Annotated in this window: 16 protein-coding genes; 4 read left to right on the top strand and 12 right to left on the bottom strand. The window is 72.7% G+C overall.

The features are described 5' to 3' along the window. Nucleotides 1-15: 15 nt before the first annotated feature. The 8 genes from OG338_RS08115 to hrcA all read right to left on the bottom strand — a co-directional run bounded on the left by OG338_RS08115 (nucleotide 16) and on the right by hrcA (nucleotide 9,392). Nucleotides 16-924: a ribonuclease Z gene (locus OG338_RS08115; protein ID WP_405940356.1), complete on the bottom strand. Its 909-nt coding sequence runs from the start codon at nucleotides 922-924 to the stop codon at nucleotides 16-18. Then, nucleotides 924-1,283 carry a histidine triad nucleotide-binding protein gene (locus OG338_RS08120; protein ID WP_143615728.1) on the bottom strand — a complete coding sequence of 120 codons (360 nt, stop codon included), beginning with the start codon at nucleotides 1,281-1,283 and terminating at the stop codon, nucleotides 924-926. The genes OG338_RS08115 and OG338_RS08120 overlap by 1 nt, the downstream gene beginning before the upstream one ends. Before the next feature lie 77 nt (nucleotides 1,284-1,360). Beyond that, nucleotides 1,361-4,600: a PDZ domain-containing protein gene (locus OG338_RS08125; protein ID WP_405936674.1), complete on the bottom strand. Its 3,240-nt coding sequence runs from the start codon at nucleotides 4,598-4,600 to the stop codon at nucleotides 1,361-1,363. A gap of 110 nt (nucleotides 4,601-4,710) precedes the next feature. After that, nucleotides 4,711-5,238: a hypothetical protein gene (locus OG338_RS08130; RefSeq protein WP_405936675.1), complete on the bottom strand. Its 528-nt coding sequence runs from the start codon at nucleotides 5,236-5,238 to the stop codon at nucleotides 4,711-4,713. Between the two features lie 72 nt (nucleotides 5,239-5,310). Continuing rightward, nucleotides 5,311-6,057, bottom strand: a complete 747-nt coding sequence (locus OG338_RS08135) for a 16S rRNA (uracil(1498)-N(3))-methyltransferase (RefSeq protein WP_405936676.1) — start codon at nucleotides 6,055-6,057, stop codon at nucleotides 5,311-5,313. Then, complete coding sequence (locus OG338_RS08140; RefSeq protein WP_405936677.1) at nucleotides 6,054-7,127, bottom strand: nitronate monooxygenase; 1,074 nt, start codon at nucleotides 7,125-7,127, stop codon at nucleotides 6,054-6,056. The genes OG338_RS08135 and OG338_RS08140 overlap by 4 nt, the downstream gene beginning before the upstream one ends. Nucleotides 7,128-7,238: 111 nt before the next feature. Further along, a complete protein-coding gene (dnaJ, locus tag OG338_RS08145) occupies nucleotides 7,239-8,375 on the bottom strand; it encodes a molecular chaperone DnaJ (RefSeq protein ID WP_018103248.1) in 1,137 nt (378 codons plus the stop codon). Then, a complete protein-coding gene (hrcA, locus tag OG338_RS08150) occupies nucleotides 8,376-9,392 on the bottom strand; it encodes a heat-inducible transcriptional repressor HrcA (protein ID WP_405936678.1) in 1,017 nt (338 codons plus the stop codon). Between the two features lie 183 nt (nucleotides 9,393-9,575). Between hrcA and OG338_RS08155 the strand changes: the two genes are divergently transcribed. The 3 genes from OG338_RS08155 (at nucleotide 9,576) to OG338_RS08165 (ending at nucleotide 14,129) form a co-directional block, all read left to right on the top strand. Further along, nucleotides 9,576-10,298, top strand: coding sequence for an MBL fold metallo-hydrolase (locus tag OG338_RS08155; protein WP_405936679.1), 723 nt, complete (start codon nucleotides 9,576-9,578; stop codon nucleotides 10,296-10,298). A 24-nt stretch (nucleotides 10,299-10,322) separates the two neighbouring features. Next, nucleotides 10,323-11,141, top strand: a complete 819-nt coding sequence (locus OG338_RS08160) for a DUF3097 domain-containing protein (protein ID WP_405936680.1) — start codon at nucleotides 10,323-10,325, stop codon at nucleotides 11,139-11,141. Between the two features lie 117 nt (nucleotides 11,142-11,258). Beyond that, nucleotides 11,259-14,129: a hypothetical protein gene (locus OG338_RS08165; RefSeq protein WP_405936681.1), complete on the top strand. Its 2,871-nt coding sequence runs from the start codon at nucleotides 11,259-11,261 to the stop codon at nucleotides 14,127-14,129. Between the two features lie 60 nt (nucleotides 14,130-14,189). Here the strand turns inward: OG338_RS08165 and hemW are convergent, their stop codons facing one another. From hemW to lepA, 4 genes are all read right to left on the bottom strand, one after another. Then, nucleotides 14,190-15,422 (bottom strand): radical SAM family heme chaperone HemW, encoded by a 1,233-nt coding sequence (gene hemW / locus OG338_RS08170; RefSeq protein WP_405936682.1) that lies wholly within the window; start codon nucleotides 15,420-15,422, stop codon nucleotides 14,190-14,192. Between the two features lie 64 nt (nucleotides 15,423-15,486). Continuing rightward, nucleotides 15,487-17,379 (bottom strand): SpoIIE family protein phosphatase, encoded by a 1,893-nt coding sequence (locus tag OG338_RS08175; protein WP_405940357.1) that lies wholly within the window; start codon nucleotides 17,377-17,379, stop codon nucleotides 15,487-15,489. 221 nt (nucleotides 17,380-17,600) lie between these two features. Further along, on the bottom strand, nucleotides 17,601-19,490 hold the full coding sequence (locus OG338_RS08180; protein ID WP_405936683.1) for an AMP-dependent synthetase/ligase: 1,890 nt from the start codon (nucleotides 19,488-19,490) through the stop codon (nucleotides 17,601-17,603). Between the two features lie 215 nt (nucleotides 19,491-19,705). After that, nucleotides 19,706-21,580 carry a translation elongation factor 4 gene (gene lepA, locus OG338_RS08185; RefSeq protein WP_405936684.1) on the bottom strand — a complete coding sequence of 625 codons (1,875 nt, stop codon included), beginning with the start codon at nucleotides 21,578-21,580 and terminating at the stop codon, nucleotides 19,706-19,708. Between the two features lie 214 nt (nucleotides 21,581-21,794). Between lepA and rpsT the strand changes: the two genes are divergently transcribed. After that, entirely contained in the window at nucleotides 21,795-22,061 is a 267-nt protein-coding gene (rpsT, locus tag OG338_RS08190; RefSeq protein WP_018103239.1) for a 30S ribosomal protein S20, read from the top strand. The last annotated feature ends 176 nt before the right edge of the window (nucleotides 22,062-22,237 follow it).

Below are 22,237 nucleotides of genomic sequence, written 5' to 3' on the forward strand. Positions count from 1 at the left end.
GTGGGGAGGGTGGTGCTACGGGTGCCGGCTGGGGACCGGTACGCGTGTGAGGTCCTGGGCGACGGTCAGTTCGCCCTCGTAACCGGCGGCCCGGGCCTCGGCCTCGAACGCCTCCGGTTCCGGATAGCGCTGGGAGAAGTGCGTCAGGACGAGGTGCCGTACGTCCGACTCCCGGGCGGCCCGGGCCGCCTGGGCGGCGGTCAGGTGGCCGTGGTCGGCGGCCAGCTTCCGGTCGGCGTCGAGGAACGTCGACTCGATGACCAGCAGGTCACAGCCCTCGGCGAGGGTGTACACCCCGTCGCAGAGCCTGGTGTCCATGATGAACGCGAACCGCTGTCCGCGCCTGTGCTCGGACACGTCGGCGAGCGTGATCCCGCCGAGGGCGCCCTCGCGCTGGAGGCGTCCGACGTCCGGCCCCCTGATGCCGTGCTCGGCGAGCTTGGCGGGCAGCATCCGCCGCCCGTCGGGTTCGATGAGCCGGTAGCCGTACGACTCGACGGGGTGCGAGAGCCGGTGGCTGTCGAGGGTGTACGCGGCGGTGGTGGCGAGCGGTCCGTCGGCGGCGACGGGGGCCTCGGTCAGCCGCACGGTCTCGCGGTAGGCGGTGGCGTACCGCAGCCGGTCGAAGAAGCGCTGCCCGCTCGCCGGGTAGTGGGCGGTCACCGGGTGCGGGACCTGGTCGAGGTTGATCCGCTGGATCACCCCGGCCAGGCCCAGCGAGTGGTCGCCGTGGAAGTGCGTGACGCAGATCCGGTTGATGTCGTGCGCGGCGACCCCGGCCCGCAGCATCTGGCGCTGGGTGCCCTCGCCGGGGTCGAAGAGGATGCCCTCGCCGTCCCAGCGCAGCAGATAGCCGTTGTGGTTCCGGTGCCGTGTCGGGACCTGGCTGGCGGTCCCGAGCACGACGAGTTCGCGGGCGGACATTATCCGGGCGGCCATTCCAGACCCCGGCCGCCCAGGACGTGTGCGTGTGCGTGGAACACGGTCTGGCCGGCGCCGGCACCGGTGTTGAACACGACCCGGTACCCGGTCCCGTCGATCTTCTCGTCGGCGGCGACGTTGCCCGCCTCGCACAGCACGTCGGCGAGCACCTGCGGTTCGGCGGCGCCGAGCGAGGCGGCGTCCGGGTGGTGCAGGCGCGGGATGACGAGTACGTGGGTGGGGGCCTGGGGGTTGATGTCGCGGAACGCGACGGTGGTGTCGGTCTCGCGGACGATGGTGGCCGGGATCTCCCCCGAGACGATCTTGCAGAACAGGCAGTCGGGCTGCGGTTCTCCTGCCATTCGCTTACGCGCTCCTTGGTCTGGGTGATCCGTTGCGGGCCAGCCTATCGGGGGCTCTGCCCCCGTACCCCCGCTCCTCAATCGCCGGAGGGGCTTGATTTCGCCGGCAGGCCCGGCAGTTCCGGTGCCGCCTTCGCCGGGACCCGGTCCAGCGACTCCAGCCCGATCCGGATCGCCTCGTCCAGCTGAGGGTCACGCCCCTCCGCGTGGTCCCGGGGCGTCATCACGACCTCCACATCCGGGTCCACGCCGTGGTTCTCGACGCCCCACCCGTATCCCTCCATCCAGAACGCGAACTTCGGCTGCGTGACCAGCGTCCCGTCGACCAGCCGGTACCGGCTGTCGATGCCGACCACGCCGCCCCATGTCCGTACTCCAACCACGGGACCGATCTTCAGGGCTTTGATCGCCGCGTTCACGATGTCGCCGTCCGAGCCGGAGAACTCGTTCGCGACGGCGACCACCGGGCCGCGCGGCGCGTCGCCCGGGTAGCTCGCGGGGCGCATGCCGCGCGGCAGGTCCCAGCCGACGATGCGGCGGGCCAGCTTCTCGATCACGAGCTGGGAGGTGTGGCCGCCCCGGTTCTCCCGGATGTCCACCACCAGGCCCTCGCGCACCATCTCGGTGCGCAGGTCGCGGTGGATCTGGGCCCAGCCGCCGACCCCCATGTCGGGGACGTGGAAGTAGCCGAGCCGGCCGCCCGACCGCTCGTGGACGTACGCCCGCCGGCCGGCGACCCACGCGTGGTAGCGCAGGGCCTCCTCGTCGCCGACGGGCACGACGACGACATGGCGCCGGTCGCCCCCGTCGGCCGGTGACACGGTCAGCTCGACGGGCTTGCCGGCCGAGCCGGTGAGCAGCGGCGCGGGCCCGGCCAGCGGATCGACCGGGTGCCCGTCGACGGCCACGATCGCGTCGCCGGCCCGGACCGCGACGCCGGGCGCGGCGAGCGGCGAGCGGGCGGCCGGGTCCGAGGTCTCGGAGGGCAGCACGCGGTCGATGCGCCAGCTGCCGTCGTCCGCCCGGGAGAGGTCCGCCCCGAGCAGCCCCTGCCGGGCCGCGTCGTCGCGCCACCCGCCGGGCGGGGTGACATAGGCGTGCGAGGTGCCCAGCTCGCCCTGGACCTCCCAGAGCAGGTCCATGAGGTCGTCGTGGGTCGCGACGCGCTCCAGGACCGGGCGGTAGCGGTCGAGGACCCCGGCCCAGTCGACGCCGCCCATGTCGGGCCGCCAGAAGTTGTCCCGCATGATGCGCCCGGCCTCGTCGTACATCTGGCGCCACTCGGCGGCCGGGTCGAGGGTGCGGCGGACGCGCGAGAGGTCGACGGTGACGGCGTCGTCGTGGTCGTCGTCACCGGCGGGCACCCGGCTGTCGGAGGGGACGACGGACAGCTTGCCGTGGTGGACGATCGCCAGCCGCTTCCCGTCCCCGCTGACCGCGAAACGGCTGACATCCGACGACAGCTCCTCGCAGCGCAGCTTCTCCAGGTCGTACCGCTCCAGGACGGTGTCCGGCCGGCGGGCGTCCGGGCCGGCACCGCTGGTGCCGAGGACCCCGGTGAGCGGGTGGCGCAGCCAGAGCAGCCCGTCCCGCGCGGTGCGCAGCGAGGAGTAGACGGCGGCCTCGACGGGAAGGGGCACGATCCGGTCGGCGAGGCCGTCCAGGTCGATGCGGGTGATGGGGAGCGCGGTGGGGTTGTCCTCGCCGTCGCCGCCCTTCTCCTTCTCGGTGGGCCGGCCGTGCAGCTGCGGTCCGAACGGGGAAGGCGTGGTCGCCGCGAGGGTGAGCAGGTGCGGCCGGCAGGAGCCGATGAACGCCAGGTCGAAGACGTGGGCGTCGTAGACCGGGTCGAAGGCGCGCTCGGAGAGGAAGGCCAGGTGCTTTCCGTCGGCGGTGAAGGCGGGCGCGAAGTCCCGGAACCGCAGGGGCGTCGCCTCGGAGACCGACAGGTCGGCGATGTGGGCCAGCTTGAGCTGGCTGAGCGGCTCGGGGCCGGGGTGCGACCAGGCGAGCCAGGCGGAGTCGGGCGACCAGGCGAGGCCGGAGGCGTCGCCGTTCTCGCTGCGGTCCACCTCGTGGATCTCGCCGCTCTCCCGCTCGACGATCAGGACCCGCCCGTCGTGCGCGGCGACCGCGAACCGGCTGCCGTCCGGGGCGGGGGCGAGGGCCAGGACGCGGCCCAGCCGGCCGGCCGCGAGGCGGCGGGGCGCGGCGCCGGGGGCGGTGCCGGTGGCGGGGGCGATCTCCAGCGCGTCGTCTCCCTCGGCGTCGGTGACCCAGACGACGTGCTGGTCGCCGTCGGCCTGGAAGGTGCGCGGCAGCCTGGCCCGTACACCGGGCTCGGCGGCGAGGGCTCGGGCCGGGCCCTCGCGGTGGGTGACCCAGTGCACGGCGCCCCGCGACAGGACGGCGCTGCCCCGGCCGGTGCGGTCGGGCGAGGCGCTGGTCAGGTGGCTGTCGGCGTGCAGCGGGTAGGGCTGGAGGTCGGCGCGTTGGCCGCCGAGCCGGATCTCGACGCGGCGGGGCTCGTCGTTCTCCAGGCTGTCCAGGAGCCGGAGTTCGCCGGCGGAGGCGTAGGCGACCCGGGTGCCGTCGGTGGTGGCCTGCCGGGCGTAGAAGCCGTCGGCGGGGGTGTGCCGGCGCAGGTCCGTGCCGTCGGGCAGCGAGGAGTAGAGGGCTCCGGTGCCCTCGTGGTCGGAGAGGAACGCGATGCGCTCCCCCACCCACATCGGGCACTCGATGTTGCCGTCGATCTCCTCGTGGAGCCGGGCGAACTCCAGCGGGTCGTCCTCCGCCGCGATCCAGAGCCTGCCGGCCGCGCCACCCCGGTAGCGCTTCCAGCTGGCGGCCTCGCGGCCCATCGTGGCCGAGAGCAGCAGGACGCGTCCGCCGGGCCCGTACGCGAGGGAGCCCACGGGGCCGTACGGGAGGGTCCGCGCGGGACCGCCGTCGGCCGGGACGGCCCGGGCCCAGGTGCGGCGCAGCGAGACCTGGCCCTGAGTGCTGGTGACCAGCACGTCGCCTTCGGGGGTCCAGCCGCGCACGGTGGTGCGGGCGTCGCCCCAGTAGGTGAGCCGCCGGGAGAGCCCGCCGTCGGCGGGGGCGATGTGCACCTCGGGCGCCCCGTCGCGGGTGGACGTCCAGGCGACGAGGGTGCCGTCGGGGGATATGCGCGGCTGGGTGACGGGACGGTTGTCTGCGCTGACCCGCCATGCCCGGCCACCGTCGAGCGGGGCGAGCCAGACGTCGTCCTCGGCGGTGAAGGCGATCAAGTCACCCTGGACATGGGGGTACCGGAGGTAGGAAGGCTGTGTCACACGATCACCCTAGGCCGCGGGTGTGCCCGGTGGCACGGGGTTGGCCGGAGTACGTCCCCGCCACCGGCGCCCCGGACGCGTGCCCACCGGAGATTCCGTCGACCGCCCGGCTACTTGCCGGGGTAAGCGGTGACCGTGACCGTCACGGTGGCGGTGGGGCCGTTGCCCGGGCCGGGGGCTCCGGCGGGCGGCGCGGTCGTGGCGGGGGCGGTGCAGTCGCCGAGGAGGGTGGCCCGGAAGACGGCGCGTCCACCGGTCTTCGCGGTCATGTCGCCGCGTACGCACCGGCCTTCGACCGCGTAGGTCACCTGCCCGTCCAGGGCGATGTCGCCGCCGGACTTCGTCCTGCCGTCGCAGTGGACCTCGGCCGCCCGGCGGGTGGCGGAGGGGGTTGCGGAGCGGGCGCCGCCTCCGTCGAGCGAGGCGGTGCAGGTCAGCCAGCGCACCTGGACGCCTTCGTGCTCCAGGGCGCGGGTGGCGGTCCGGTCCGTGGTGAAGGCGACGGACGCGGTGTTCAACGCGCCGGTGGCGTCGCCGGGTTCGCAGGCGGTGAGTCCGGCGACGGCGGCCGCGGCGAGGCAGAGCGCGGCCGGAAAACGACGGGCCGCACGACGGCCCCCTGCCCTTGATGTCCCCATACGGGCAGCTTCCCACCCCGTCTGACGGTGCGGTAGACCGGTTCCGGGCACAACCACCCCATCGGGGACGGTTTACGACCAGCGCCCCGTGCGTCCCAAGAGCAGCGCCGTCGCCGCGGTGCCCGCCGTGGAGGTGCGCAGGACCGAGCGGCCGAGGCGGCAGATGCGGGCGCCGGCGGCGGCGAACACGGTCAGCTCGTCCGGGGACACCCCGCCCTCGGGGCCGACGACGAGCACGATCTCGCCCTCGTCGGGCAGCGCGACGGTGGCCAGCGCTTCGCTCGGGTGGTCGCGGTCCTCGTGCAGGACGGCCGCGAAGTCCGCCCCGGCGAGGAGGCCGGCGACCTGCTTGGTGGTGGCCAGGTCCGCCACGTCCGGGAAGAGCACCCGGCGCGACTGCTTGCCGGCCTCCCGGGCCGTGGCGCGCCATTTGGCCAGGGACTTGAGGCCGCGGTCGCCCTTCCACTGGGTGATACAGCGGGCTGCCTGCCACGGGACGACCGCGTCGACGCCGGTCTCCGTCATCGTCTCCACGGCGACCTCGCCCCGGTCCCCCTTGGGCAGGGCCTGGACGACGGTGATCCGCAGCGCGGGGCGCGGCTCCTCCTGGACCGGGGCCAGGTCGCCGACGACCAGCCGGTCCTTGCCCTCGGCGGTACGCACGACGCCCCGGGCCCACCGGCCGCGGCCGTCCGTGAGGACGACCTCCTCGCCGGTGCGCAGGCGTTTCACGGAGACGGCGTGGCGTCCCTCGGGCCCGTCGAGGACGAACTCGGGGGTGTCCGGGAGGTGTCCGACGACGAAGACGGGTGCCGTCACTGTGCGCTCCTTGTGCTCACTGCCGTCCGTGCGGCGTCCAGTTCGTCCGCGAGCAGCCGGACCAGCCGGCCGGCGGGCAGCTCGCGGGCCATGCGGTGGCCCTGCCCGGCCCACAGCGCCATGCCCTGGGCGTCCCCGACGCGGGCGGCGGCCTTGCGCAGCACGGAGGTCATGTGGTGGACCTGGGGGTAGGCGGCGGGGGCGTACGGTCCGTTCTCGCGCACGAAGCGGTTGACCAGGCCGCGTGCCGGGCGCCCGGAGAAGGCCCTGGTCAGGGTGGTCCGGACGAACAGCGGGTTGGTCAGGGCCTGTTTGTGCAGGGCGTGGGCGCCGGACTCCGGGCAGGCCAGGAAGGCGGTGCCGAGCTGGGCGGCGTCGGCGCCCGCCGCGAGGACGGCGGCGATCTGGGCGCCGCGCATCAGGCCGCCCGCGGCGACGACCGGTATCTGCACGGTCTCGCGGACCTGGGCGACCAGGCTGAGCAGCCCGGTGCCGCCGTCCTCGGTCGCCGGGTCGTCGTGGAACGTGGAGCGGTGGCCGCCCGCCTCGGTGCCCTGGGCGCAGACGGCGTCGGCCCCGGCCCACTCGGCGGCCTGGGCCTCCTCCGGCGAGGTGACCGTGACGACGGTGTACGTACCGGCGGCCGCGAACGCGTCGAGCGTGTCGCGGGAGGGGCAGCCGAAGGTGAAGGAGACGACCGGGACCGGGGCGTCGAGGAGGACGGCGAGCTTGTCCTCGTAACCGTCGTCGCCGGGCACGTCCGGGTCGCCGACCTCGGTCTCGTAACCACGGGCCTCGCCCGCGAGCCGGCGGCGGTACTGCTCCAGCACGGCGGGGTCGGCCGGTTCGCACTGCGGCATGAAGAGGTTGACGCCGAAGGGCTGCCCGGTCAGGGCGCGCACCTGGCGGACCTCGTCGCGCAGGGCGTCCGCCGTCTTGTATCCGGCGGCCAGGAAGCCCAGCGCGCCGGCCTCGGAGACGGCGGCGGCGAGCTGCGGGCAGGACGGACCGCCGGCCATGGGGGCCTGCACGAGGGGATACCGGCAGAGAGCGGTCAGCGCGGAGGGCATGACCGCATCGTGTCATGTCCTTCCTGTCCCGTGATGCCCGCCCCGCGACAGGGTCCGGCCCGGCGCGGTACGGACCCGGAGCCCGGGCCCGTACCGTGTGCGCGCAAGCCGTCAGCGGCCGTTGAAGGCGTCCTTCAGGCGGGAGAACAGGCCCTGCTGGCCCGGCTGGAACTGGCCGGTGGGCCGCTCCTCGCCGCGCAGCTTGGACAGTTCGCGCAGCAGGCGTTCCTGCTCGGGGTCGAGCTTGACCGGGGTGGTCACCTCGACGTGCACGATGAGATCGCCGCGGCCGCCGCCGCGCAGGTGGGTGATGCCGCGCCCGTGCAGCGGGACGGACTGGCCGGACTGGGTGCCCGGCCGGATGTCGACCTCCTCCAGGCCGTCCAGCGTCTCCAGCGGCACCTTGGTGCCGAGGGCCGCCGCCGTCATCGGGATGGTGACCGTGCAGTGCAGGTCGTCGCCGCGGCGCTGGAACACCGCGTGCGGCAGCTCGTGGATCTCGACGTAGAGGTCGCCGGCGGGGCCGCCTCCGGGGCCGACCTCGCCCTCGCCCGCGAGCTGGATGCGGGTGCCGTTGTCGACACCGGCGGGGATCTTCACGGTCAGCGTGCGCCGCGAGCGGATGCGGCCGTCGCCGGCGCACTCCGGGCACGGGGTCGGCACGACCGTGCCGAAGCCCTGGCACTGCGGGCAGGGCCGCGAGGTCATGACCTGGCCGAGGAAGGACCGGGTGACCTGGGAGACCTCACCGCGGCCGCGGCACATGTCGCAGGTCTGCGCCGAGGTGCCCGGGGCCGCGCCCTCGCCGCTGCACGTGGTGCAGACGACGGCGGTGTCGACCTGGATGTCCTTGGTGGTGCCGAAGGCCGCCTCGGCGAGGTCGATCTCCAGCCGGATCATGGCGTCCTGGCCGCGCCGGGTGCGCGAGCGGGGCCCGCGCTGCGACGACGTACCGAAGAACGCGTCCATGATGTCGGAGAAGTTTCCGAAGCCGCCCTGGCCGAAGCCGCCCGCGCCGGCGCCGCCGGACTGCGAGAGCGGGTCTCCGCCGAGGTCGTAGACCTGCTTCTTCTGCGCGTCCGACAGGACCTCGTAAGCGGCGTTGATCTCCTTGAACCGCTCCTGGGTCTTCGGATCGGGGTTGACGTCCGGGTGCAGCTCGCGGGCGAGCCTCCGGAATGCCTTCTTGATCTCGTCCTGGGAAGCGTCGCGGCGCACGCCGAGTACGGCGTAGTAGTCCGTGGCCACTTACGACTCCGCCAGGATCTGTCCGACGTAACGTGCCACTGCGCGTACCGCTCCCATCGTTCCGGGGTAGTCCATGCGGGTCGGTCCGACCACGCCGAGTTTGGCGACTGCCTCGTCGCCCGAACCGTAGCCGACCGCGACGACGGACGTGGAGTTGAGGCCCTCGTGGGCGTTCTCGTGCCCGATGCGTACGGTCATGCCCGAGTCCTTGGCCTCGCCGAGCAGCTTCAGCAGCACGACCTGTTCCTCCAGTGCTTCGAGCACCGGCCGGATCATCACAGGGAAGTCGTGTCCGAAGCGGGTGAGGTTGGAGGTGCCGCCGATCATCAGCCGCTCCTCCGTCTCCTCGACGAGGGTTTCGAGCAGGATCGAGAGGACGGTGGACACGGTTCCCCGGTCCTCGTTCTCGAAGGATTCCGGCAGGTCCTGCACCAGCTGCGGGACATCGGCGAACCGGCGCCCCACCACCCGGCTGTTGAGCCGGGCCCGCAGATCGGCGAGCGAGGTCTCGCCGAACGGCGCCGGGCAGTCCACCAGCCGCTGTTCGACCCGTCCGGTGTCCGTGATCAGCACGAGCATCAGCCGGGCCGGGGCCAGGGACAGCAGCTCCACATGCCGCACCGTCGAACGGGTCAGCGAGGGGTACTGCACGACGGCGACCTGCCGGGTCAGCTGCGCGAGCAGCCGTACGGTGCGGCCCACGACGTCGTCCAGGTCGACCGCGCCGTCGAGGAAGTTCTGGATGGCGCGGCGCTCGGGCGAGGAGAGGGGCTTGACGCCCGCCAGCTTGTCCACGAAGAGCCGGTAGCCCTTGTCCGTCGGGATGCGCCCGGCGCTGGTGTGGGGCTGGGCGATGAAGCCCTCCTCCTCCAGCACCGCCATGTCGTTGCGGACCGTCGCCGGGGAGACCCCCAGCCTGTGCCGCTCCGTGAGCGCCTTGGAGCCGACGGGCTCCTCGGTCCCGACGTAGTCCTGGACGATCGCGCGCAGCACTTCGAGTCTGCGTTCGCTGAGCATCGCGCACACCTCCAGCTGTCCACGTCGGTGTTCCCGGGCCGTTCCCGGGATTCCTCCTGGCACTCGGTGCGTACGAGTGCCAGCGATCCCCGGCCAGTGTACGGCGACGGGGTGGTGCCCTAGCAAGGGCGACCGGCCACGCTACCGCGCGACCGCGCAGGTCGCTGCGGATAGCGTCGCCGTATGGATGCCTGTTGGGAAGAGTTCGGATGGGAGCGGCTGGGTCACGGAACGGGCCGGCGGCGCCTTCCGGTCTGGGACGCGACGGCTCTGCTGGTGGCCGGTCCGGACGGGGCGCTGCTCTGTGACACCGGTTCGTCACTGCGCGAGGGCGCGGAACTGCGCACCCAGGCGGAGGCGCTGCTCGGCCGGAGGGTGACGCACATCGCACTCAGCCACCCCCACTTCGACCATGTGCTGGGCACGGCCGCGTTCGCCGGTGCACGGGTGTACGGCTCCGAGGGCACGGCGGAGCTGCTGCGGCGCGGGGCCGGCGAGCTGTACGCGGACGCGGTGGCCCAGGGTCTGCCCGAGGCGGACGCGGCCGGGTCCGTCGATGTGCTGGTGGCCCCGCGCCACGAGGTGCGCGGGGAGCTGACGGTGGACCTGGGCGGTAGCCGGGAGGCGGTCCTGGTGAACGTGGGCGCGGCGCACAGCGGCCACGATCTGGCGGTGCTGGTGCCGGGCTCCCCCGCGCTGGTGTTCTGCGGCGACCTGGTCGAGGAGTCCGGCGAGCCCCAGGCCGGCCCGGACGCCAGTCCGGCGCGCTGGCCGGCCGCGCTGGACCGGCTGCTGGAGCTGGGCGGGGAGGACGCGCTGTACGTGCCGGGGCACGGGGCGGTGGTGGACGCGGCGTTCGTCCGGGCCCAGCGGGCGGCGCTGGCGGGCCGGTTCGGCGTGTCGTAGGTCTTCCCCGCTTATCGTCGTGCGATGCGCAGCTACCAGCCCGATCTGACCCCGCCGTGGAAGAAGTCCGCCCCCGCCCCGGAGGTGCCCGCCGAGACCGATCTGGTCGTGGAGGAGGCGGTCACCGGTTTCTGCGGCGCGGTCATCCGGTGCGAGAAGACCGCCGAGGGGCCGACGGTGACCCTGGAGGACCGGTTCGGCAAGCACCGGGTCTTCCCGCTGGCGCCGCGCGGCTTCCTCCTCGACGGCCGGGTCGTCACGCTGGTGCGCCCGTCGGCCGGGGGCCCGGTGCGGCCCGCGCGTACGGCCTCCGGTTCGGTGGCGGTGCCCGGGGCGCGGGCGCGGGTGGCGCGGGCCGGGCGGATCTATGTGGAGGGGCGGCACGACGCGGAGCTGGTCGAGCGGGTCTGGGGCGACGACCTGCGCGTCGAGGGCGTGGTCGTGGAGTATCTGGAGGGCGTCGACGACCTGCCGGCGATCGTGCGGGAGTTCGCGCCCGCGCCGGACGCCCGGCTCGGGGTGCTGGTCGACCATCTGGTGCCCGGTTCCAAGGAGTCCCGGATCGCGGCCCAGGTGTCGGGCAGCGATGTGCTGGTGGCCGGGCATCCGTACATCGACGTGTGGGAGGCCGTGAAGCCGGCGTCGGTGGGGATCGCGGCGTGGCCGGTGGTGCCGCGCGGGCAGGACTGGAAGACGGGGGTGTGCCGGGCGCTGGGCTGGCCGGAGAACACCGGAGCTGCCTGGCAGCGCATCCTGTCCTCGGTCCGCTCCTACCGGGACCTTCAGCCCGAACTCCTGGGCCGCGTCGAGGAATTGATTGATTTCGTCACCCTTCCGGACTGATGTCCGGCCGGTCCTCCCGTCGATCCGGCACCGATCCTGGGAACTGGCTGCGCCTCGCACGCATCATCGGTTATTGAGTGGGGCCAGGCTCTTTTCGCGAGGGAAGGCACGGGGGCGATGGCACGCGAGGTCTGGCGGGACACTGCGGAGAACGAGGCGGCCTCCGCCGTCTTCCACTTCGTGCAGCAGCTCATCGACGACTACCGCGACAACCGGCCCGTGATGCCCCTGGTGGTCCTCCAGGCCGCCGACGCCGACGTGCCGGCCGATGTGGACGCCCGGGTCGAGCAGATCGTGCACCAGGTCCACCGGGCCAACCAGCCGCGCCGCGTCCCCCTGCGGCTGCTCGACGGGCACGGCGACTCCCCGTACGACGCGGCGCTCGACATGGTCCGCACGCTGACCGAGAAGCCGTGGGAGACCCGGGGCGGGTCGCAGTACAAGCCGTTCGCCTTTCCCCGTTCCCGGCTGCTCGGCGCCATCGAGCAGGCCACCGATGCCGTGCTGCGGGACCCGGACCCGGGCGGCTCCCGGGACCAGCGCGACGAACGCATCCTGGAGGAGCTGAGCGCGCTGCGCTGGCGGGCCGGGCGGCGCGGCCGGGGCACCTGGTGGACCGCGCTGCGCGAGTCGGTGCGGCCGGAGACCTTCGTGGGGGCCGTGGTCATCGCGGTCCTGGGGGTGCTGCTCGGCGAGATCGGCTGGCTGCCGACCGTGCTGGTGGCCGTGGGCGCGGTGCTCGGGCTCGCGGTGGTCCGGCTGGTGACGACGTCGGCGCCGCCGCTGCTGTGGCTGCGCCGGGCCAGCAGGTGGTTCGCGACCACCTCGTCGCTGGCCGCCGCCAGTACCGGCTATCCGTCGGACGGCTGGTCCCGTCTCTCGCCCAGCGGCTCGTGGCGGGTGATCCGGGCGCGGGCGGCGGTGGTCGCGGGGCGGGTGGCCGACGCGGCGGCGGGCGACGAGCGGTCGCGCCAGTTCCACCTGGAGCTGAGGGTGCAGGCGTTGCTGGAGGACCTGCGCGACAGCTACCGGCCGCACGCGCCGGACTGGCGGCGCGGCAAGCGGACCGTACCGCCGGTGGTCTTCCTGCCGAGGGCCGTCCAGAGCAACGGCGGCGTGCAGCTGATCAACGCCGTCAACAACGTCCGCTCCCGGCGCAGCGAGGTCGATCCGCTGCTGCTCCTGGCCTCGCTGCCGGCGGCCGAGATCCTGCGGCACACCCCGCCGCTGCCACCGGACCCGCCGCCCGTGCACACGGGGGCGGCGCGGGCCCGGTACGAGGACTGGGTCGGCCATCTCAGCGTGGGGCAGTCGCCGTCCGGCACGGCCACGCCCGCCTGGGTGCTGCGGCTGCCGCTGTCGACGGACCAGCTGACCCATGAGCACGCGCACACGCGGCTGTCCACGCGGCGGGTCCGCCGGACGTGGGTGTGGTGGGTGATGTCGCGGACGACGCTCGCCGCTCTGATGGCCGGTGCGCTGCTGGGCACGATGCTGCTGAGCAACCACCTGGCGAACCGTTACTGCCATGGTCCGCTCACGGACGTCGACACGGACTCGGTGCGGCTGGCCGGGCCGGGCGGCGACAAGGAGTGCATCGGCGTGGCGACATCGCCCCGGGTGCGCTTCGCGGAGGGCAACGACCTGGAGCTGGACGGGGCCGGGGCGGGCGTCACCTTCGACCGGATCGAGCGGGCGGTGGCCGAGGAGAACGCCTCGATCGAACCGGGCGACAAGTACGTCACGCTGATCTACGCGGGTCCGTTCACCGCCCCGTCCCCGGAGCGCACCCGCAAGGCCATGGAGGAGCTGGCCGGCGTCTACCTCTACCAGCACCACACCAACACGCTGGACTTCTCCGTGAAGCTGCGGGTGCTGACCGCCAACGGCGGACAGGACATGCTCCAGCAGATACCCGCGGTGAAGAAGATCATCGAGGTGGCCGGAAGAGATCCCTCGGTCGTCGGCGTGGTCGGGCTCGGCCGGGACACCACCGACAGCCCGGAGGCCACCGCGCTCCTTCAGCAGGCGGGCCTGCCCGTGGTGGACACCACCAACTCCGGCGGCTATCTGGCGACGGACTACTCCAACTACTTCGGCCTGGCCGCCACCGACCAGGAGCAGACGGACACCCTCGGCCTCGTCGCGAAGCAGGTGGCGGCCGCGGCGCCCGGCAAGCAGAAGCCCCGGGCCCTGGTCCTGTCGCGCAAGCTCGGCAACAACGACAAGGACCGCTACACGGTGGAGCAGCGCAAGGTGGGCGGCGCGATGCTCGCCAAGGCGGGTTTCGCGCTGTCGGACCCGGTGGAGTACGACCTCGGCCGCCGCAGCAGCGCCGACCTGGACCGGCCCGTGCAGCAGATCTGCGCGGCGGACCCGGCGCCGGACGCGCTGTACTTCGCGGGCCGGGTCGAGGATGTCGCCAACCTGATGAGCCGCCTCGCGCACAGCTGTTCGCGCCGCCCCATCACCGTCTTCACCGGCGACGACCTGACCAAGACCCGGCTCGACGCGAGCACGGACACCACGAAGAACGTCACGCTCTACCACACGGCCCTCGCCCCGATGAGCCGCGGCCGCGCCGACGGTTTCTACGGGGAGTCGCACCGGGCACTGGGGAAGCTGCTGCCCGAGGGCGTGACGCTTCCCCGCCTGCCGGTGTCGAAACCGTACGAGGACCCGCTCTTCGCGAGCGGCCAGTCGGTGATGTCGTACAGCGCCACGGCCGCGCTGTACGACGCGGCGAGCCACGGCGACGCGGTGAACAGCGCGGCGGAGACCTGGGCGAACCTGTACGCGGTGCACCTGCGGACGATGCCCACGGGGACGATCACCTTCCGCGGCTTCATCCCGTACGAGGCCCAGGCGGGCCACGGTCTGGACGTCGTGCAGATCACCTACCCGGACGGCCGCAGCCACGCCCGGATCATCTGCGGCCGGGCGGCGGGGGCGCGGACGGTGACACCGGCGGGCTGCCCGCTGAGGTGAACGGGGCCGGCTCGGGGGCGTACGCCTTGATCCGCGTACGCCCCCGAGCGCGCGCCCCGCTCAGTCGACCAGGTCGCGCACCACCGCGTCGGCCAGCAGCCGGCCGCGCAGTGTCAGCACGGCCCGGCCGTCGGCGAACGGTGCCGGGTCCAGGAGGCCGTCGTCCACCGCCCGGCGGGCCGCCGCGAGGCCGGCGGGGGCCAGCAGGGTGAGCGGGCAGCCGTCCACGAGGCGCAGTTCCAGCAGGATGCGCTCGACGCGGCGGTCCTCGGCAGACAGGATCTCGCGCCCGGCGCCCGGCGAGCGCCCCTCCGCGAGCGCCTGCGCGTACGCCCCCGGGTGCTTCACGTTCCACCAGCGCACGCCCCCGACGTGGCTGTGCGCCCCCGGTCCGGCGCCCCACCAGTCGGCGCCCCGCCAGTACAGCTCGTTGTGCAGGCAGCGGCCCTCGGGCGTACGGGCCCAGTTCGACACCTCGTACCAGGAGTAGCCGGCGGCGGCCATCGCCTCGTCCGCGATGAGGTAGCGGTCGGCGTGCGCGTCGTCGTCGGTCATCGGGATCTCGCCGCGCTTGATGCGGCGGGCGAGGCCGGTGCCCTCCTCCACGATCAGCGCGTACGCGGAGACATGGTCGGGCCCGGCGCCGATCGCCGCGTCCAGGGACGCGCGCCAGTCGTCGTCGGACTCGCCGGGGGTGCCGTAGATCAGGTCCAGGTTGATGTGTTCGAAGCCGGCCGCCCGCGCCTCGGCCACGCACGCCTCGGGCCTGCCCGGGGTGTGCGTGCGGTCGAGGATCTTCAGGACATGCTGCCGGGCGCTCTGCATGCCGAAGGAGATCCGGTTGAAGCCGCCCGCGCGCAGCTCGGCCAGGTAGGCCGGGTCCACGGACTCCGGATTGGCCTCGGTGGTGATCTCGGCGTCCTCGGCGAGCCCGAACTCCTCGCGGACCGCCGCCAGCATCCGGACCAGGTCGGCCGCCGCGAGCAGGGTCGGGGTGCCGCCGCCGACGAAGACCGTGCGGACCGGGCGCGGGTCGTCGCCGAGGATCTTGCGGGCCTGGCGGACCTCACCGATCAGATGGGAGGCGTAATTGTCGCGGGAGGCCAGCGCACCGCCGGAGCCGCGCAGCTCGGTCGCGGTGTAGGTGTTGAAGTCGCAGTAGCCGCAGCGGGTCGCGCAGTACGGCACGTGCAGGTAGAAGCCGAGCGGGCGGCCGGCGGCGCCTTCCAGGGCATGGCGGGGCAGCGCCCCGTCGTCGGGCACGGGTTCACCATCGGGCAGTACGGAAGGCATACCGCCCATTGTCGCGCGCCGCCCGGCAACCGGACGCCACGCCTCTTCCCCTCCCCGCCCGCTCCTACTCGGCCTGGAGCACCAACAGCGCCAGGTCGTCGTCCGGCGGGCGCTCGGCGAAGTCGTGCACGGCGTGCTTGATGCGCTCCGCGATCCCCTCCGCGCTCAGCCCCGCGCACCCCGACAGCGCCTTCGCCAGCCCGTCCCCGTCATCGAACATCAGGGTGCCCGAGCGCCGCTCCGTGACCCCGTCGGTGACGCAGAGCAGGCTGTCGCCGGGCGCCAGGTCGAAGCTCTGGGTCTCGTAGACGGCGTCGTCCAGCAGCCCGAGCAGCAGCTGCGGCTCGGCGGCGGGGCGCACGCTGCCGTCCGGGCGCAGCAGCAGCGGCAGCGGGTGCCCGGCGCTGGCCAGGGTGCAGCGGGCGCCGCCGCCGGGCAGCGGCACCAGCTCCCCGTACAGCAGGGACAGGAAGCGGGACTGCCCGCCGTTGTCCTCGGAGTGCTGGCCGCCGGCGGCGGCGACCATGAGCGCGGCGGCCTCGGCGGCCTCCATGGCGTCGTCCAGCAGCAGCCGGTTGAGCCGGACCAGGACCTCGTCGGCCTGGAAGCCCTCACGGGCCAGCAGCCGCAGCCAGGGGCGGGCCAGGCCGGTGACGACGGCGGCTTCCGGGCCGCTGCCCTGGACGTCGCCGAGGACGAAGCACCAGCGGTCGCCGGGGCACGGGAAGATGTCGTAGAAGTCACCGCCCACGACGCCGTCGTCGCTCGGTTCGTAGACCAGGGAGCTGACCACGCCCGGTATCTGCGCGACCTTGCTGGGCAGCAGCCCGCGCTGGAGGATGCGGCTGATGGTGGCCTGCCGGGTGTAGGCGCGGGCGGCGCCCACGGCGAGGCCGACCCGGCGCACGAAGTCCTCGATGAGGGCCGTCAGCTCGTCGGGCAGCCGGTCGGTGGACTCGCGGCCCAGGAGTACGGCTCCGAGGGTGCGGCCGCCCGAGGTGATCCGGTAGGCGAAGGCGACGCCCTCCTGCTCGTCCGGCGGCTCGCCGTCCTCCGCGCTGCCGGGCCACGGCATGGTGACGGCGCCGGTGCCGACCCGCTCCGGGAGCCGGAGCGGGTCGCCCTCCAGCAGGGCGCGGAGCGTGCCGATGCACTCCTCGTCCACATGCCAGACCTTGGCGAGGCGGGGGACGGCCGCGGGGCCGCCGCTCTCGGGCTCCAGCCAGATCGCGCACCAGTCGGCGAGGCGGGGGACGAGTAACTGCCCGGCGAGGGCCGCCACGATGTCCTCGTCCAGCTGCCCGGCCAGCAGATCGGACGCCTCGGCGAGGAAGGACAGCGCGCCGCGCCCGGCCCAGTCCCCGTCGTCGCGGCCGGTGCGCCGGGCGGTGGGGGCGAGCAGTTCGGCGGCGCGCAGGCCGCGGTCGAGCCCGGTCTCGCCACGCCCCTCGGGGAACGGATTCCAGTCGTCCACGGGGAGCCGGGCCCAGACGGTCTTCGTACCGGTGCGGTAGGTGATGCCCCAGCGCTCGGCGAGGGCGGCGACGATGTCCAGGCCGCGCCCGTAGTCGGCGGGCTCGCCCATGCCCTCGGAGCTGTGCGCGTGGTCGCCGCGGACCGTGCGGCGGGGGTGGTGGTCGGAGACCTCCAGGACGAGGGCGGACTCCTCGTCCTCGGTGGCCTCCTCCAGCCGGAAGAGCAGTTCGACCGCGGTGCCCGCGTGGACGACGGCGTTGGTGACCAGCTCGCTGACGATCATCGCGGCGTCATCGGACAGCCGCTCGCTGAACCCGACCGCGGCGGGCAGCCCGAGCCCGGTCCACTCGTCCAGCGCGGCGGTGACGAACCGCCGGGCCGCCGCGGGCGCGAGGAGGTTGCCGGGCAGGCTGGTCCGGGCGACCGGCTGTGTGCCTGTGGCGGCGGTGGTTCCGGGACGCTGCACGATGTCCCGCTGCAAGGGAATGGACCCCACAGGGCGGCTCCTGACCTGTTCTCGCTCTGCCTGTTTCTCCGTGGTGCGCCGCTGACGACACGGACAGAGTGACAGATCGGCCCTTCACATACGCGCCGAGTTACCGAACTGGGTGGTCAAGACGTTACGTCGAGAACGCGCCGGCCCCCCGCGCCGGTGTGCGCGGGGGGCTTTCGGGGGGCGTACGGAGGTGGCGCGGGCGCTGGTCAGACTTCGCGGGAGCCCGCGTACATCTCCTCGATCAGATCCTTGTAGGCGCGCTCCACGACCGGCCGCTTCAGCTTGAGGCTGGGCGTGACCTCGCCGTGCTCGATGTCGAGGTCGCGCGGGAGCAGCCGGAACTTCTTGATGGTCTGCCAGCGCTGAAGGCCCTCGTTGAGCCGCTTCACGTAACCGTCGATCAGCTCGACGGTCTTCGGGGAAGCCACGACATCCGCGTACGACTTGCCCGCCATGCCGTTCTCGGCGGCCCAGCCGAGGATGGCGGGCTCGTCCAGGGCGATCAGCGCGGTGCAGAAGTTACGGTCCGCGCCGTGCACCAGGATGTTGGAGACGAACGGGCACACGGCCTTGAACTGGCCCTCGACCTCGGCGGGCGCGATGTACTTGCCGCCGGACGTCTTGATCAGGTCCTTCTTGCGGTCGGTGATCCGCAGGTAGCCGTCCACGGACAGCTCGCCGATGTCGCCGGTGTGGAACCAGCCGTCGGCCTCCAGCACCTCGGCGGTCTTGTCCGGCAGGCCCTGGTAGCCCTGCATGATGCCGGGGCCGCGCAGCAGGATCTCGCCGTCGTCGGCGATCCGCACCTCGGTGCCGGGCAGTGGTTTGCCGACCGTGCCGGTGCGGTAGCTCTCGCCGGGGTTGACGAAGGAGGCGGCGCTGGACTCGGTGAGGCCGTAGCCCTCCAGGATGTGGATGCCGGCGCCGGAGAAGAAGAGCCCGATGTCGGGGGCGAGCGCGGCGGAGCCGGAGACGCAGGCGCGGAGCCGGCCGCCGAACGCCTCACGGATCTTGGCGAAGACCAGTGCGTCGGCGACCTTGTGCTTGCTGCCGAGCGCGAGGGGCACGGACGCCTTGCCGGTGCGCCGGAAGTTGTCCTGGGAGACCCGGGCGTGCTCGCGGGCGACGCCGGCCGCCCACTGGAAGATCCTGTACTTGGCCGCGCCGCCCGTACGGGCCTTGGCCGCGACCCCGTTGTAGACCTTCTCGAAGATGCGCGGCACGGCGGCCATATAGGTCGGCTGGACGACCGGCAGATTCTCGATGATCTTGTCGACGCGGCCGTCGACGGCGGTGACGTGGCCGACCTCGATCTGCCCGGAGGTGAGGACCTTGCCGAAGACATGGGCGAGCGGCAGCCAGAGGTACTGGACGTCGTCCTTGGTGATCAGGCCCGTGGAGACGGTGGCCTTGGCCATGTACGACCAGTTGTCGTGCGGCAGCCGTACGCCCTTGGGGCGGCCGGTGGTGCCCGAGGTGTAGATGAGGGTGGCCAGCTGCTCGGATGTGATGGCGTCGACGCGCTTGCGGACCGCCTGCGGGTTCTTCGCCAGGTGCTCGGTGCCCAGGGCCTCCAGCTCGGCCAGGGTGAGCACCCAGCCCTCGGGGTCACCCTCGGCCGGTCCCGCGCCCTCCGCGTCGATGACCACGACGTGGGCGAGGTTCGGGAGCTCTGCGCGGCGCTCGCGGGCCTTGGCCAGCTGGGCGGCGTCCTCGGCGATCAGGACCCGGCTCTCGGAGTCGGCGAGGATGAACGCCGACTCCTCGGCGTTGGTGGAGGGGTAGACCGTGGTGGTCGCGGCGCCCGCGCACATGACACCGAGGTCGGCGAGGATCCACTCGACCCGGGTGGAGGAGGCGAGGGCGACGCGCTCCTCCGGGTTCACGCCGAGCGCGATCAGCCCGGCGGCGACGGCGTACACCCGCTCGGCGGCCTGCGCCCAGCTGAGCGACTTCCACTCGTCGGGGCCCTCGCCGCCGGCCGCGGGCACCGGGTAGCGGTATGCCTCCCCGTCCGGGGTGGCCGCCACCCGGTCGATGAAGAGGGTCGCCACGGAGGGCGGACGGTTCTCGATCATGGTCTGTGTGTCGCTCACGACATCCTCCGGGCCTGCGGCGGTGGTGCTTGCTGCTGTCTGCGTCTGCGTGCTGCGATCCCGCTTGCTTAACTGGCGAGTAACTAAGAAGTCGTGATCAGGGTAGAGCGCCCGCGCGCCCCGCGTAAGGGGCAATCGGACGCCGCTTGATAACGAACGGGCCCCCGTGTCGCGGCGTGCTGCGACACGGGGGCCCTTCGGTCTGCCTGCGGGGACTACTTCTTCGTCTTGCCTTCCCCGGCGGACTCGTCGGTCGACAGCACGGAGATGAACGCGTCCTGCGGCACCTCCACGTTGCCGACCATCTTCATCCGCTTCTTGCCTTCCTTCTGCTTCTCCAGCAGCTTGCGCTTACGGGAGATGTCGCCGCCGTAGCACTTGGCGAGGACGTCCTTGCGGATGGCGCGGACGGTCTCGCGGGCGATGACCCGGGAGCCGATGGCCGCCTGGATCGGCACCTCGAAGTTCTGCCGGGGGATCAGCTTCTGCAACTTGGCGACGAGGCGTACACCGTACGCGTACGCCTTGTCCTTGTGCGTGACCGCGGAGAAGGCGTCGACCTTGTCGCCGTGCAGCAGGATGTCGACCTTGACGAGCTGGGCCGACTGCTCGCCGGTGGGCTCGTAGTCGAGGGAGGCGTAACCCCGGGTCTTGGACTTCAGCTGGTCGAAGAAGTCGAAGACGATCTCGGCGAGCGGCAGCGTGTAGCGGATCTCGACGCGGTCCTCGGAGAGGTAGTCCATGCCGAGGAGGGTGCCGCGGCGCTGCTGGCACAGCTCCATGATCGCGCCGATGAACTCGCTGGGCGCCAGGACCGTGGCCCGGACGACCGGCTCGTGCACCTTGTCGATCTTGCCCTCGGGAAATTCACTCGGGTTGGTGACGGTGTGCTCGGTGCCGTCCTCCATCTCGACCCGGTAGACCACGTTGGGCGCGGTGGCGATGAGGTCGAGGCCGAATTCGCGCTCCAGCCGCTCGCGGACCACGTCCAGGTGGAGCAGGCCGAGGAAGCCGACGCGGAAGCCGAAGCCGAGCGCCGCGGAGGTCTCCGGCTCGTACACCAGGGCGGCGTCGTTGAGCTGGAGCTTGTCCAGGGCCTCGCGCAGGTCGGGGTAGTCCGAGCCGTCCAGCGGGTAGAGCCCGGAGAACACCATCGGCTTGGGGTCCTTGTAGCCGCCCAGTGCCTCGGTCGCGCCGTTGTTCAGCGAGGTGATCGTGTCACCGACCTTGGACTGCCGGACGTCCTTCACGCCGGTGATGATGTAGCCGACCTCGCCGACGCCGATGCCGTCGGAGGGCGTCATCTCGGGCGAGGAGACACCGATCTCCAGCAGCTCGTGGGTGGCGCCGGTGGACATCATCCGGATGCGCTCGCGCTTGTTGAGCGAGCCGTCCACGACACGGACGTACGTGACGACGCCCCGGTACGAGTCGTAGACCGAGTCGAAGATCATCGCGCGGGCGGGGGCGTCCGCGTCGCCGACCGGGGCCGGGACGTCCCGGACGACGCGGTCGAGCAGCGCGTCCACGCCCATGCCGGTCTTCGCGGAGACCTTCAGCACATCCTCCGGCTGGCAGCCGATCAGGTGGGCCAGCTCCTCGGAGAACTTCTCGGGCTGCGCGGCCGGCAGGTCGATCTTGTTGAGCACCGGGACGATGGTGAGGTCGTTCTCCATCGCCAGGTAGAGGTTGGCCAGGGTCTGGGCCTCGATGCCCTGGGCCGCGTCCACCAGCAGGATCGTGCCCTCGCACGCCGCGAGCGAGCGGGAGACCTCGTAGGTGAAGTCGACGTGTCCCGGCGTGTCGATCATGTTGAGGACATGGGTGCTGCCCTGGCCCTCACCGGTGGTCGGCGCCCAGGGCAGCCGGACCGCCTGGGACTTGATGGTGATACCGCGCTCGCGCTCGATGTCCATCCGGTCGAGGTACTGAGCGCGCATCTGCCGCTGGTCGACCACCCCGGTGAGCTGAAGCATCCGGTCGGCAAGGGTCGACTTGCCGTGGTCGATGTGCGCGATGATGCAGAAATTGCGGATCAGCGCCGGGTCGGTACGGCTCGGCTCGGGCACGTGGAGAGGAGTCGCGGGCACGCAGGGTCCTGATTCTTGAGACGCCGGACGCCGTGTCTCGGGTCGGTTCGGGTCGGGGCGGATCTGTACGTAGCCTCCATCGTCCCACGCCTGCGGGGCGGCGCCCGGTTTGGGCCGGTCGGACCGGTCCTGCTACCGTGGACAGCTGTGCCATGTGGCTCTCGGGCCGCACGGACACACATCGAAGATCCAACGAACCTGAAAAGGCTCTTTCGTGGCGAACATCAAGTCCCAGATCAAGCGGAACAAGACGAACGAGAAGGCGCGCCTGCGCAACAAGGCCGTCAAGTCGTCGCTCAAGACCGCGATCCGCAAGGCCCGCGAGGCCGTCGCCGCCGGCGACGTCGAGAAGGCCACCGTCGCCGTGCGCGCCGCGTCCCGTCAGCTGGACAAGGCCGTCTCGAAGGGTGTCATCCACAAGAACGCCGCCGCCAACAAGAAGTCGGCGCTGGCCTCCAAGGCTGCCACCCTCCAGGGCTGAGCGATCTGATCCCACCGCCGGAACGGACCAAGCGGGCCCTCTACCCCGCTCCTGCCCGGCCCCCGCGCCGCACACCGAACCTGCGTTCGCCACGCGGGTGCGACGCACCCATCTGAACCCGAGGCCCCGCCACCCTTTCCCCAGGGAGCCGGGGCCTTCGGCATGAGCTTTCGGCC

Origin of the sequence: Streptomyces sp. NBC_00726, from assembly GCF_045161735.1 — a bacterium.
In the GTDB taxonomy this organism is placed as follows: domain Bacteria; phylum Actinomycetota; class Actinomycetes; order Streptomycetales; family Streptomycetaceae; genus Streptomyces.